Origin of the sequence: Bacillus arachidis, from assembly GCF_030285945.1 — a bacterium.
GTDB classification, from domain to species: domain Bacteria; phylum Bacillota; class Bacilli; order Bacillales; family Bacillaceae_G; genus Bacillus_A; species Bacillus_A arachidis.
In genome coordinates, this window is sequence record NZ_CP127376.1 from 1,878,775 (window position 1) to 1,891,595 (window position 12,821).

Below are 12,821 nucleotides of genomic sequence, written 5' to 3' on the forward strand. Positions count from 1 at the left end.
ATTTATTTGTTCCAGGAATGATATGTATAATTCATATAATTGTATGAACATTTACAAATGTATTGGAAGGGATTTGGAAATGTCTGGCGAATGTAGAGGTACTTCGAGAAATTTCTATTGACAACATAGTCTACATTATTAATAGCAAAAAGTCATGATTACGGATGGTTACTTTGGCGGATTTGATTCTATCAGAAAGTAAAGTATGGGGAGGATCACAATGTCAGCAAAAAAACGTAAGTGGCTAAAAATGGTGTTTACGGGATGTATTCTTGGTTCATTGTTAGTAACAGCAGGGTGTTCAGGGAAAAAAGTAAGTACAGATGATGAGAAGACGATTAAGGTAGGTGTACTAGCTTCGTTAACAGGACCGCTTGAATCATATGGGAAACAAACGGTAAACGGGTTTGAACTAGGACTAGATTATGCAACAGGCGGGACAGGGAAAGTTGAAGGGAAGAAGATTAAGTTTGTTGTAGAAGATACGGAAACAAAAGCGGATGTAGCAGTTAAAAAAGCTACGAAACTATTAGAAGAAGAAAAGGTCGATTTTCTTGTTGGATCTTCGAGTTCAAGTGATACATTAGCAGTGTTACCATTAGCGGAGGAATATGAAAAAATAATGGTTGTTGAACCTGCGGTTGCAGATAGTATTACGGGGAAGAACTGGAATAAATATATTTTTAGAACAGGCAGAAATTCATCTCAAGATGCAATTGCTGGTGCTGCATCCATCGCTAAAAAAGATGTAAAGATTGCAACGTTTGCTCCAGATAACGCGTTTGGTCGTGAAGGAATTGCTGCGTTTAAAGCGGGAGCGAAGAAACTAGGGGCGAATATTGTAAATGAACAATATGCTGATACGAATTCTACTGATTTTACTGCAAATATTCAAAACATCATTAGTTCAAAACCAGATTATTTATTTGTTGTTTGGGCTGGTGCGAATTCACCATGGAAGCAATTAAAAGATATGAATGTAGAAGCACAAGGGATCAAGATTTCAACGGGCGCACCGGATATACCAGCATTAAAGACGATGGACGCATTAGTAGGCATGCAAGGATTTTCAGTGTATTATCATACACTTCCGAAAAATAAAGTAAACGATTGGCTAGTGGAAGAACATAAGAAGCGTTTCAATGGAACGGTTCCAGATTTGTTTACAGCTGGAGGAATGTCAGCTGCAATTTCCATCGTTGAAGGGTTAAAGAAAACAAAAGGAGATACAGATGTTGCTGCGCTTATTAAGAAAATGGAAGGAATGGAATTTGAAACACCAAAAGGAAAAATGAAATTTAGAGAGAAAGACCACCAAGCTTTGCAAACGCTTTATTCTATAACGTTACAAAAACAAGAGGGTGTGGATTATCCAGTGCCTGTTCTAGAGCGAGAATTAACAATGAAAGAAACCGAACCACCAATGCAAAATAAATAGACTGAATATTTAAAAAGATGTAAAGGGAGGAGGAAATCTCTCTTTACATCAACTTCTCTTTTTTATCCTGAAATATGAATTTTTTGAGGAGGGTATAGAGTGAAGAACTTGTTAGAGACTAGAAATCTTTGTGTCTCATTTGGAGAACATCATGTTATTAAAGACGTAAATTTGATGATACCAAAAGGAAAACTTATTTCTATTATTGGACCTAACGGAGCAGGGAAGACAACTCTATTTAACTTGTTAAGTGGACAAATTTCCCCAACAAAAGGTCAGATTTATTTTAAAGAACGTGACATTACAAAGTTATCGATTCCAGAGCGAACCCGCCTTGGTATGGGACGCTCTTTCCAGCTTACAAATATTTTTCCGGAATTAACAGTGATTGAAAATGTACGCTTAAGTGTACAATCGTTCGTTCAAGATTATTATAGTTTTTTTCCAAACTTCTCACGATTCAAGCAGCAGACAGGAGAGGCGAGGCGTCTTCTGAAGACAGTATTGCTTCACGAAAAAGAAGAAGTGCTAGCGAAAGATTTAGCACATGGGGAAAAGAGAAAATTAGAATTGGCCATGCTGCTAGCGCTCAGAACAGATGTATTACTACTTGATGAACCAACAGCGGGTATCTCTGTTGAGGAAGTCCCAGCTATTCTTCAAGTGATAGAGAATATAAAGAAAAATCGTGAGAATACAATTGTACTTATTGAACACAAAATGGATATGGTTTTACATGTATCTGATCATTTAATTGTATTATTTCATGGCGAGTTATTGGCCGAAGGGTTACCCGAAGAGATTATGAAGGATGAACGTGTACAAACGGCGTACTTAGGGGGATTATATGGTGACACTATTAAAAGTGGATAATATAGAAACGCATTTGGATCAGTTTCATATTTTGCAAGGTGTTTCTTTTATGGTTGAGAAAGGAACAATTACCGTATTGTTTGGAAGAAATGGCGCTGGAAAAACAACAACTTTACGTTCAATTATGGGGTTTCATCGGATTTCTAATGGAGAAATTTATTATTGTGATGAGAAAGTAAATGGTTTATCTACCCATCTGATTTCGCGAAAAGGAATGGGCTATGTGCCAGAAAATCAAGGGATCTTTCATGATTTAACGGTAGAAGAAACATTTGCCCTTGCGGGAGCGAAGAAAGGGTTAGAGGTCGCAGGGAAAGTAGAATGGATGCTCGATTTATTTCCAGATTTAAAGCGATATTGGAATAAAAAAAGTGGGTTGTTGAGCGGAGGACAAAAGCAAATGCTGGCGATTTCAAGAGCATTCATTAATAGTGATGGATTGCTATTAATTGATGAGCCAAGTAAAGGATTAGCACCGATTATGATTGAAAAGTTAATGTCGGCAATTTTGAAAATGAAAGAGAAAACAACTGTTTTACTTGTGGAACAAAATTTTATGATGGCAAGCCAGATCGGTGATTATTTTTACATTATGGATAACGGGAGAATTGTTCATAACGGTCCGATGCATGAATTGAAGGAAGATAAGGAAACGTGTCATAAGTATTTAGGGATTTCTTAACATTGATACGGAGGAGGTATAGAACGTGGATGTGTTAGTGAACTTGTTTGTAAACGGCATTTCAACAGGTATGCTTATTTTCTTATTAGCATCTGGACTTTCACTTATTTTTGGTTTAATGAGTGTACTCAATTTTGCTCATGGTGGATTGTTTGCATGGGGAGCTTTTACAGGTGTGTGGTTATTTAATATGACAGATAGTTATGTAATTGCATTAATAGGGGCGATTTTGATGGGAATGTTTCTCGGTTTCGTTTTAGAAAGATTTCTTATTCGTCCTGTTTATGGAAATCATGTTCGTCAGCTTCTCGTTACACTTGGTGGAATGCTCGTACTTAGTGAATGTATAAAAGTATTTTGGGGACCGAATCCAATTAGTGCTAAATTACCAACATGGTTACAAGGAAGCTATACATTTGATGGAGTTATATTAATTAAGTATCGTTTATTTGTGATTGTTATTGGAGTCATGATTTACATCGGATTGATGTTGTTATTACGTAAAACAAAAATAGGTCTTATGATTCGTGCAGGTGTAATGGATAAGGAAATGGTTCAAGCACTTGGTATAAATGTAAAAGCTATATTTTCATTTGTCTTTTTATTAGGGGCTGGAATGGCGGCATTAGGCGGTTTTCTTCTTGCGCCATATTCAGGAGTTATTTTTGCTGAAATGGGTATGCAGTATGCTATTTTAGCATTTATTGTTGTCATTATTGGAGGGTTAGGCAGCGTACAAGGTTCAGCGATCGCGTCTTTAATTGTAGGGTTGACTGGAGCGTTTACGGCTTATTATATACCTGATTTATCACTTGCAATTAATATGTTAATGTTGTTGTTTTTCTTAATAGTCAAGCCGACAGGACTCGTTGATGAAAAGGGGTGAAATGGTGAAAAGCACATTTAATCGGGCTGGGGTATATTTTGGGATAGCTGTATTGGTTTGTTTAAGCGTGTTCCCTTTTGTAAATGATTCGCGAAGTTTACTCATTTTGTTTACACAAATTTTCATCTTTGCTATATTTGCGATGAGTTTTGATCTTCTCCTTGGTTATACAGGAATTGTTTCATTCGGTCATTGTATGTTTTTTGGAATAGGAGCCTATTGTGTGGCGCTTTTATTTGATCGATATGAGGTTTCGGTGCTTAGCTTTTTTATTGGCATTGCGATCGCGATTGTACTATCAGCGATAATTAGTTATATAGTTGGCTTACTCTCTTTACGGTTAAAAAGCCACTTCTATGCAATGCTAACACTGGCTATTTCCCAATTATTCTTTGTACTTGCTGAAAAGTGGCGAGCTGTCACGCATGGGGGAGATGGCTTTACATTCGGTGTACCTGATATGTTTCGTGACCGGTTCATATTTTACTACATTACACTCGTATGTCTACTTGTGATTTTTTTATTGCTTCGTCTATTTACTCAATCTTCTATCGGAAAAGTTTTGAAGGCAATTTCGCAAAATGAGCAACGAGTAGAAGCACTTGGATATAAGGTTCTTCACTATAAAATTATTGCGAGCATCGTTGCGGGAGTAGTAGCAGCGATTAGCGGTGGTTTGTTTGTTATTACATTACGATTTATAAATACATCTGTTTTTTCAATTGAAATGACTTTGAATGCTTTATTGATGGCAATGATAGGGGGAGTTGGGACACTAATCGGGGCGATTGCAGGCGCAGGGATTATTGAATCTCTAAAGTATTATTTATCAGAACTGGCGGCGCAGTATCCAATCTTTGAGCGATGGACGATTTTCCTTGGGTTATTATATATTATTGTGTTATTAGGTTTTCCAACAGGATTGATTGGAGCGATTAAAAAAATAAGAAATATAACCAAGAAGAAGAGGATAGAGAAAGGTAAGAAAGTTGAGCATAGTGCATGAAACCTGTCCTCAATATTCAAAGAGAAATGCAGAAAGTAGCAGCGAGTTAGCAATCATCGAGGAGAAGCACCTATCTCATAAAGTTTTACTTTATGAGATTTTTTGCTTGCATTTCAATCATCATTTTTTGATGATGTATTAAATGAAGAAGAACAAAAAATTATATACGTTTATGACCCGTGTTCTTAAGTATAGCGAAAAAAAGAATTACCAGCAGAGTAATTCTTTTTATGTATAATTTATGGAGATTTAACAGTTGAAGAGCTTGGGACAAAGTTAGATTTACCTCTGTTTTTAGAAGAAAGAAGAAAAGAAATAGAATAAAAACTAGTGCGATTTTAGTAAATGGTATGGAAAAAGCCGACACGAATTCTTTTCGTATCAGCTCATTCAAAACGGTACATCTTTTTTAAAAACATCGTAACTATATTTTAAATTCACATCCACTCAAACTTCTTTATTACTCAATTTAAAAAGCATATACAACCTCTTGGCGAGAAATTGCGGTGTATATGGCATGTCCCTATGTAACCACTTTACAATCGTTCCAATTAAAGCTGAGGAACCGTACCAAAACGCGGATATCGTACGTTATCAAGACCTAAATTGTAAAAAATCATAAAAATTAAGGGATGATACATATTACACATGACTAATATGTATCATCCCTTTTACTTTTTGTTCCATAATCGGGCCAGATTGTGGAGGAGCGTTTTAAAAGAAAATTGGGCAGGTTAGTTGAAAAAAGGTTGTGAATAGGTATGGTTATTTTACGAAAATTGGATAGTAGCAAATTTAAAATATTGCTATAGACTTCATCAAACGGTATATAGTAAGGATGATTTGAATTTTCTTATTTGTAATTATATAAGACATACAGATTCGAGTCTTTAGATAGTCGCTTAAAGAGCTATCTTTAAGCCGTTCTAAAGGCTTTTTTGTTGTTCCCGTAAGTTTGAACGCTAGTAAAAATCATTAAATTATTGGAGGTGATGGAATGAAACTTGCCTTGCAAAGGCAGCGAAGGGATGTGTTGTGGTGCTGTCCTAACTCAAATGAACGAAAGAATATTCTGTTTAGAAAGGAGAGAGTATTATCCGCTTTATAAGTGGGTTTAGAACAAAGCGGATAAAGGCAATACTGAGCCATAGTAGGAATGTATGTGAAAGGATGAGTATATGTTTGAAGAAGATGGAATAGTGTTACTTATGGAACCTGTAGATGAAAGAAATCTTAGGAAATTCATTTTGACTATACCTCAGTCAATTTATAAGAGGAAAGAAATTTCTTTACAGTATGGAGCGGCTATAGGAGAAGGATACACAAGTATTATTGAGGAAATCATCAGTGTACATATAGCACCTGAAGTTATAACAGCTATAGGATATGTAAGAGAGGAAACGGCATGAAAAAGGAATTGACATACTTGAGTGAGTCTTAAGTATGTCTTTTTTAGATGTATTTGTAGGTGATATATGAGGAAAAAATAAAAAATGATTGGGATCAACGTTTTGTAAGGTCTCTATACGATATGACGTGAAGATTCATATTCGTGCTTTTTCCTTTTTTTAACCATGAAAAGCACATATGTTTTCCAAAATTGATTATGAAAAGGAAAATGCAAAGTTTTGCTAGAATATATAATTTGAGGTAAGGAAAATGAAAACTAAATAGCTAACATTTTTAGACGATAGTATAACGAAAGGAATATGTGTTTATGAATACTCCCCCACTTAACTTCGTATGAAGTAGGGGTACTCTTTCGGTAAAATCTGATAGATGTTTAGAAGAAACAATAGGTTAGTATTCATTTAGGAGGTAAAATATGAAATTAAAAAAGACTATATTACTTGTGTTTTTAATTACAATTGGTTTAATGGGATGTTCTGTCATTGAAGAAGGTAAGAATTCAATTGATTACGCTCAAAAGGCAACAGACTATGCGAATGAAGTAAGTACGTTTGCAAATGAAGCGCCGGGATTAGTAGAAAAAGCAATCAATGATAGTACTGCTCGCAAAGAATTAGAAACTAAACTCAGAGAAATTCAAAAGGATATTCCAGCTTTTAATGAATTGACACCTCCTGATGTAGCAAAGGACATTCATCAGCAAATTGTTGGATATAATGAAAAGTTAAATGAATTAATTGATACAACTATGAAAAAGATAGAAGAAGGAAAATTAGATGTAGAACAATTCAAAAACTCGGAACTTATGCAGACAGTTCAACAACTTAAAGATTTAAAAGATAAGATTCAAAATTTAGGGCAGTAAATATAGCTTGAAAAAAGTCCGTTATGTATAAATGGGCTTTTTTAATTTGAAGGTATAACAATAAGGTACATACTAATTATTTATAAAAAACGATACCTTTCTCCTGTAAATACTTTTTAGCCGATTAAACTCTTTTTGGGAGATGTATACGTTGCTGGTGAAGAATGGGGGAGAGATTGATTGTATCTTCTTTTTGTAAAGTGTTAAGTAGAATCATTGTATCAACCATTTTATGCCCAATTGAAAAAATTGCGGGAATAAAATTTGAAAATTCCTATTATTGGATATTTTATAGTGTAACATATCTTTAGCCAATAATCTTAAAAGAATATGTATAGTAGATTATTAATCTACTGTTTGCCCTTGACGATTTAAAGCCATTGTTGTTATGGTTAAATTTGAAATTATAATAGGTTGAGTAAAAGGAGTTTTCGTGATGAAAAGGTTAGGGTGGAGAAGAGTAACGATACTATGTGTTGTTCTTTTAGGTATATGTTGGTTCTTTTTCCATGGAAGTATATTAGAAAAGAGCGGTACGAATGTTTCAAAAGCAAAAGAAAAGACGGCGATAGATGGTTCGCTTTTGCAGGTAGCAGAGCTTCCAAAGACAGGACTAACTGAAAAAGAAATCCCACAAAAGTATGTCCCGGAAGTAGAAGCAAAAGCAGCAATAATCATTGATGCAAATGATGGACAAATTATGTATAAAAAGCATGAAGAGGATGTGCTTGCTCCAGCGAGCATGTCAAAGATGATGACAGCTTATATTCTTTTAGAAAATATACATAAAGGAAAGATTCATTGGGATGATCAAGTGAAAATAAGTGCGAAATCAGCACAAACAGAAGGTGCCAGAATTCCAGTACAAGCAGGGGATGTAGTGACAGTTAGAGATTTATACCATGCACTAATGCTTGAGTCTGCAAATAATTCTGCGGTGGCTTTAGCAGAACATATAGCGAAGACAGAGCAAGAGTTTGCACAACTTATGAATAAAACAGCCGAACAATTGGAGTTATCAGAAGCGACTAAATTTGCAAATGCTTCTGGGCTACAGGAAGCAGACGGCAGTGAAACAAAGATGACTGTAGCTGATGTAGCGAAGTTAGCGTATCATCTTGTGAAAGATTATCCAGAGATAGTAGAGGTCACACATTTACGTCAAAGTCAGTTAGCATTTAAAAGTACGACTGTTACAAGTACAAATGAAATGTTGAATCCATCTAACCAAGAACTTTATATAGAAGGAATGGATGGGCTGAAAACAGGATTCACTGATAGTGCAGGTTATTGTTTTACAGGGACTGCGAAACAAGGTGATAAACGAATCATAACAGTTGTTATGGGTACGGAAAGTAAAATGAAACGTTTTACAGAAACGCATAAACTAATGTCTTATGGCTTCCAGATTGTTAAGTAAGTGAGGAATCTAATTTGAAGGAAAACAGCTTGTTTGAAACTCGAATTGAGTGGAAAATAAGCTGTTTTTTTATTTAATGGGGAATATAAAAAGTGTTAACAACACAAAATGAAGAAGTATGAGTGAGAAAGTTTGAATTTGTTTTTGTTTGCTGATATTATAAAGTTATAAACTTATTATTGATAAGTTAGAGGTATATATAACATTATACATATTAGTAAGCCTCAAAATAAAATTGGAGGGAATTAGTATGGCAAAAGATTTTTATTCAGCAATTGAAGACAGAAGATCCATTTATGCAATTAGTAAAGAGCAAGTTGTTTCTGATGAAAAAATTCAAGAAGTAGTAAATCATGCCGTAAAGTATACACCTTCATCTTTTAATTCTCAAAGTGCAAGGGTTGTTGTTTTATTAGGTGAGCAACATGACAAACTATGGGATATTACGAAAGAAACCTTACGAAAAATTGTACCAGAAAATAATTTTGCACCAACCGAAGAAAAAATGCATGCATTTAGAAGTGGTTATGGAACAGTTTTGTACTTTGAAGATAGTAAAGTAATAGAAGAACTTCAAGAAAAGTTTACGTTATATAAAGAAAATTTCCCGACTTGGTCCCAGCAATCATCAGGAATGCTGCAATTTGCGATTTGGACAGCATTAGAAATTGAAGGATTTGGTGCAACGCTACAACATTATAATCCATTAATTGATGAAGAAGTGAGAAAAGAATGGGATATTCCAGACACTTGGAAGCTGATTGCACAAATGCCATTTGGTAAACCAGTTGCACCAGCAGGGGAAAAAGAATTTCAGCCGTTAGAAACTCGAGTGAAAATTTATAAATAAAGTAGAAAAGGATTATCAATTTTGATAATCCTTTTTCTGTGCCTGTTATAGAATATCTTTATAATTTATAAGGGTTTTCTTTTGCTAATTCATGTCTTTGTTGTTTTATAGCCATTTTTAATGTATTCTTTTTTCTTTCAATGGTTTCTACTTTTTTGAATGTTAGTAAGGATAGTAAGTATACGAGTGCATAATGAAATTCGGTATAATGTTTTGAACTATTATCAATAATGTGCTCCATAGATAAAAATGAACCTCCTAATATTTAAATATGCAGTAGTCAATTTATCCCGCATTAATGGGCAGTAAGAACCGGATTGGTGAGGGTTGATTAAAGATTCATTTTATCATTTTCAGGTTAAATATTCCATTTTAGATTTTAAGGTTTATAAAATCCCTAAATAATCCCCTATATTTTTTTCAATGAGAAGTACCGTTACGATGATAAATAAAATTCAGATGATCCCGTACATATAGATTTATTAGAGAATTATATATGGCACGATATATTAGTCAATCGTTTGGTGAAAGATTGTGATCAAAATATGGATTCTTGGATTGCTCCAGAGCGAGATAAATTCTTTTTTATATAAATTTCATTTTTTAGAATAATATATGGTTGATAAATGTTTAAATTTTTGTAATGATAAGAAGGTGGCTCATGGAAAGAACTTCTTTGTATGGAAATAGTTAATGCTATTTTGAAAGAGCAGTAGAAAAATAAATTCGTCACAGAGGTATTATGCTTTTATTAGTGCTGTATGTGAAGAAAGAATACTACTGGAAATTTTGGTTCGATTTATAATAAATAGGAAGTGTATTATTGCGAAGCTGTATTTGAAGATGAAGTTCACATGAAGTTCACACAAAATTCACGTCAATCATTTAAAATGATTAACGTATGAAAAATAAAACTCTTGTTAAAAAATGGAACTTGATGAATATTTTGCTTTTATAATATTGTAAAGTATTAAGTTTGTATTTTTTTAAGAGGATAGTAGGGAAAGGAAGTAAATACAACTTATGAAGAAAGTAATAGCAGGTTTAGCAGCAGCGTCTGTAGCTGGTATGGCAGTTCCTGGAATGGATTCGGCTCATGCACAAGTATCAGAAGATGCATTAAAAGAAATCAATGGAAAAACACAAACACAAACACAAACACAAACTCAAACAACAGTAGCTGAAACACCAAAAGTGAATTCTGAGCTAAAATACACAGTGACAGCTGATGTGTTGAATGTACGTACAGGTGCTAGTACAGGACATGATATTATTGCTAAAGTACAAGAAGGTCAAGTGTTACAAGTAATCGGTCAAGAAAATGGCTGGTTTAAAGTAAACGTAAATGGTCAAACAGGCTATGTAAGCGGTGACTTTGTAACAACTGGTGAGAAAAAAGGAACTGCTGTTCAACAAGGAACAGGTAACTATACAGTGAAGGTTTCTTCACTTAATGTACGTACAGGCCCTAGCGCTTCTCATACAGTTCTAGGTACTGTAAGCAAAGGACAAACTGTACAAGTTGTCGGTGAAGTACAAGACTGGTTCAAAATTAACTACAATGGCGAAACAGGCTATGTAAGTAAAAACTTTGTATCAAAAGGCGGTACAACTACAAATGTAGGTACAGAAACGCAACAACCAAGCAACAATGAAATGACAATTCGAAAAGATGGTTCATATGTTGTTGATACTGGGGCGTTACGTGTACGTACAGGTCCAGCTACATATAATGCTGTAATTGGTGGCGTATTAAAAGGCCAAACATTACAAGTTATTGGTGGAGAAAACGGTTGGTATAAAATTAACCACCAAGGAAAAACAGGTTATGTTAGTGCAGATCATGTTAAGTTTGTAAAAGGTGGTACAGCAAATGTAACTACGCCTTCTCGTCCAACAACTGGCGGTGAGCAAGGAAATACACAAACAGAAAAACCGCAAACAGAAAAACCAACAACACCATCTGCTAATGGCTCATCAATTGTGTCTATTGCACAATCATTAAATGGTTCACCATATAAATGGGGAGGCACAACACCTGCTGGTTTTGACTGCAGTGGTTACATTTACTATGTATTAAAACAAGCAGGCCATTCTGGTGCACGTCAAACTGTTTCTGGCTACTGGAGTAGCAAGCAACATACTAGCAATCCACAACCAGGTGATTTAGTATACTTTAGCAATACTACTGGTTCTGGTGGTATGACTCATATGGGTATTTACTTAGGAAATGGTCAGTTCATCAGTGCAGAAACTGAAAAAACTGGTGTAAGAATTAGCTCAGTAAATAACCCTTACTGGAGCAAACATCTAGCAGGTTACACAAAAGCGTAATAAGAGAATCTTATTCTTAAATATCATAAGGAAAAGCTTTCTAGGAAACTAGAAAGCTTTTTTTCTATTTTATATGTTTACTTTAATGATTGTATTTACGAATCAAGTAAAAATTTAGAATACAAATCGTGAAAATAGTTAGGACGAAATAAGTTTGCAGCGTGACCTGCTAACGGAATTTCTTTATACAAAACGTTTGGAAGAATGGATTTTAAATCAAATAAACAGGATTTATATAGATGATCGTGTTCTCCCATTACCCAAAGAATAGGTTGTGATAGTTCTCTTAGTCGAGATTTCAAATCGAATTCTAGACGGTGTTTGAGTGATTGGGCAATAATAGATGAGTGCAATTGCAATCCAAAGCGATAATAAATGTTTTTTGAAATGACAGCAAAAGGATTAGCTTTTAATACACCACTTGGGAAAATTGTATTTGCATATTGATAAAGCCAAGTGGAATATTCATTTTCACGTTTGTCCCAAAACTTTCGAAAGACGTTATACAAAAGGGATGGATTATTGTAATGACCACCAATATGACAAAGGCTTAATACCTTCTCTGGATACGTGTGAGCAAATATAGTAGCGATATAACAACCATAGCTTAGGGCGCAAATATGAGCCTCTTGAATACCTTCTTTTTCATAAAGGTCTGATAATTGCTGTACTAGTCTGTCTAAAGAAAAGTCTATTGCTTGTCCTTTGTCTTCACCATGACCTAGTAAATCATACGTTATAATATTGTAAGAAGGAGAAAATCGTTTATATTCTTTTTTGAAGGCACGACGATTTCCGACTAATCCGTGAATGAATATAATGGTTTTCTTTTCAGAATTCTTTTTTGCTTGCACGGTATAGGTATACCCCTTTCGATGAATGAAGATTAGATAGATGTGTATGCTATGAAAATATATATATTTTCCATAGTTATATATGAGTAATCATTCTATAGTTTTTTGTAGACTATAGAGTGTTCATTTTATATTAAGTACCAGGTAATAATATCAGATGATTACATCTGTTGTAAAGATAAGGTTTGATGTGTTTTATTACC

The 12,821-nt window shown here is 34.5% G+C and carries 13 protein-coding genes and 2 pseudogenes; 12 read left to right on the plus strand and 3 right to left on the minus strand.

Annotated elements, in window-relative coordinates; translation table 11 throughout:
• Positions 1–220 precede the first annotated feature (220 nt).
• The 6 genes and pseudogenes from QRY57_RS11000 to QRY57_RS11025 all read left to right on the plus strand — a co-directional run.
• Positions 221–1,438 carry a substrate-binding domain-containing protein gene (locus QRY57_RS11000; protein WP_286017443.1) on the plus strand — a complete coding sequence of 406 codons (1,218 nt, stop codon included), beginning with the start codon at positions 221–223 and terminating at the stop codon, positions 1,436–1,438.
• A gap of 99 nt (positions 1,439–1,537) precedes the next feature.
• On the plus strand, positions 1,538–2,311 hold the full coding sequence (locus QRY57_RS11005) for an ABC transporter ATP-binding protein (RefSeq protein ID WP_208018265.1): 774 nt from the start codon (positions 1,538–1,540) through the stop codon (positions 2,309–2,311).
• Positions 2,289–2,993, plus strand: coding sequence for a branched-chain amino acid ABC transporter ATP-binding protein (locus tag QRY57_RS11010; RefSeq protein WP_286017844.1), 705 nt, complete (start codon positions 2,289–2,291; stop codon positions 2,991–2,993). The genes QRY57_RS11005 and QRY57_RS11010 overlap by 23 nt, the downstream gene beginning before the upstream one ends.
• Before the next feature lie 25 nt (positions 2,994–3,018).
• Positions 3,019–3,879, plus strand: coding sequence for a branched-chain amino acid ABC transporter permease (locus QRY57_RS11015; protein WP_286017444.1), 861 nt, complete (start codon positions 3,019–3,021; stop codon positions 3,877–3,879).
• Between the two features lies 1 nt (position 3,880).
• Complete coding sequence (locus QRY57_RS11020) at positions 3,881–4,885, plus strand: branched-chain amino acid ABC transporter permease (protein ID WP_090688569.1); 1,005 nt, start codon at positions 3,881–3,883, stop codon at positions 4,883–4,885.
• A gap of 105 nt (positions 4,886–4,990) precedes the next feature.
• Positions 4,991–5,123, plus strand: a pseudogene (locus QRY57_RS11025) (transcriptional regulator); the annotation flags it as partial.
• A 209-nt stretch (positions 5,124–5,332) separates the two neighbouring features.
• Here QRY57_RS11025 and QRY57_RS11030 read toward each other — a convergent pair.
• The gene (locus tag QRY57_RS11030) at positions 5,333–5,470 is read right to left on the minus strand and encodes a TetR-like C-terminal domain-containing protein (protein ID WP_432804082.1); all 138 of its coding nucleotides are present in this window, start codon (positions 5,468–5,470) and stop codon (positions 5,333–5,335) included.
• A 593-nt stretch (positions 5,471–6,063) separates the two neighbouring features.
• On the opposite strand from QRY57_RS11030, the gene QRY57_RS11035 reads away from it, so the two are divergent.
• The 4 genes from QRY57_RS11035 to QRY57_RS11050 all read left to right on the plus strand — a co-directional run bounded on the left by QRY57_RS11035 (position 6,064) and on the right by QRY57_RS11050 (position 9,430).
• Positions 6,064–6,294, plus strand: coding sequence for a hypothetical protein (locus QRY57_RS11035; RefSeq protein WP_026591958.1), 231 nt, complete (start codon positions 6,064–6,066; stop codon positions 6,292–6,294).
• Positions 6,295–6,710: 416 nt separating this feature from the next.
• Positions 6,711–7,160, plus strand: coding sequence for a DUF6376 family protein (locus QRY57_RS11040; RefSeq protein WP_286017445.1), 450 nt, complete (start codon positions 6,711–6,713; stop codon positions 7,158–7,160).
• Between the two features lie 436 nt (positions 7,161–7,596).
• Entirely contained in the window at positions 7,597–8,580 is a 984-nt protein-coding gene (locus tag QRY57_RS11045) for a D-alanyl-D-alanine carboxypeptidase family protein (protein ID WP_090688582.1), read from the plus strand.
• A 250-nt stretch (positions 8,581–8,830) separates the two neighbouring features.
• Entirely contained in the window at positions 8,831–9,430 is a 600-nt protein-coding gene (locus QRY57_RS11050) for a nitroreductase family protein (RefSeq protein ID WP_026591955.1), read from the plus strand.
• Between the two features lie 58 nt (positions 9,431–9,488).
• Here the strand turns inward: QRY57_RS11050 and QRY57_RS11055 are convergent, their stop codons facing one another.
• Positions 9,489–9,671 carry a hypothetical protein gene (locus QRY57_RS11055; protein WP_286017446.1) on the minus strand — a complete coding sequence of 61 codons (183 nt, stop codon included), beginning with the start codon at positions 9,669–9,671 and terminating at the stop codon, positions 9,489–9,491.
• Between the two features lie 214 nt (positions 9,672–9,885).
• On the opposite strand from QRY57_RS11055, the pseudogene QRY57_RS11060 reads away from it, so the two are divergent.
• Together QRY57_RS11060 and entFM are read left to right on the plus strand one after the other, a co-directional pair.
• Positions 9,886–10,023, plus strand: a pseudogene (locus tag QRY57_RS11060) (TrmB family transcriptional regulator); the annotation flags it as partial.
• A 430-nt stretch (positions 10,024–10,453) separates the two neighbouring features.
• Positions 10,454–11,764 carry an enterotoxin EntFM gene (gene entFM / locus QRY57_RS11065; RefSeq protein WP_286017447.1) on the plus strand — a complete coding sequence of 437 codons (1,311 nt, stop codon included), beginning with the start codon at positions 10,454–10,456 and terminating at the stop codon, positions 11,762–11,764.
• Positions 11,765–11,859: 95 nt separating this feature from the next.
• Here entFM and QRY57_RS11070 read toward each other — a convergent pair whose 3' ends face one another.
• Positions 11,860–12,618, minus strand: a complete 759-nt coding sequence (locus tag QRY57_RS11070; RefSeq protein WP_090688586.1) for an alpha/beta fold hydrolase — start codon at positions 12,616–12,618, stop codon at positions 11,860–11,862.
• Between the last annotated feature and the right edge of the window lie 203 nt (positions 12,619–12,821).

What these genes read in the sequence shown, in the direction of transcription:
- QRY57_RS11000 (WP_286017443.1), top strand. Translation starts at nt 221, where the DNA reads ATGTCAGCAAAAAAACGTAAGTGGCTAAAAATGGTGTTTACGGGATGT.
- QRY57_RS11020 (WP_090688569.1), top strand. Translation starts at nt 3,881, where the DNA reads ATGGTGAAAAGCACATTTAATCGGGCTGGGGTATATTTTGGGATAGCT.
- QRY57_RS11035 (WP_026591958.1), top strand. Translation starts at nt 6,064, where the DNA reads ATGTTTGAAGAAGATGGAATAGTGTTACTTATGGAACCTGTAGATGAA.
- QRY57_RS11040 (WP_286017445.1), top strand. Translation starts at nt 6,711, where the DNA reads ATGAAATTAAAAAAGACTATATTACTTGTGTTTTTAATTACAATTGGT.
- QRY57_RS11045 (WP_090688582.1), top strand. Translation starts at nt 7,597, where the DNA reads ATGAAAAGGTTAGGGTGGAGAAGAGTAACGATACTATGTGTTGTTCTT.
- QRY57_RS11050 (WP_026591955.1), top strand. Translation starts at nt 8,831, where the DNA reads ATGGCAAAAGATTTTTATTCAGCAATTGAAGACAGAAGATCCATTTAT.
- QRY57_RS11055 (WP_286017446.1), bottom strand. Translation starts at nt 9,671, where the DNA reads ATGGAGCACATTATTGATAATAGTTCAAAACATTATACCGAATTTCAT.
- entFM (WP_286017447.1), top strand. Translation starts at nt 10,454, where the DNA reads ATGAAGAAAGTAATAGCAGGTTTAGCAGCAGCGTCTGTAGCTGGTATG.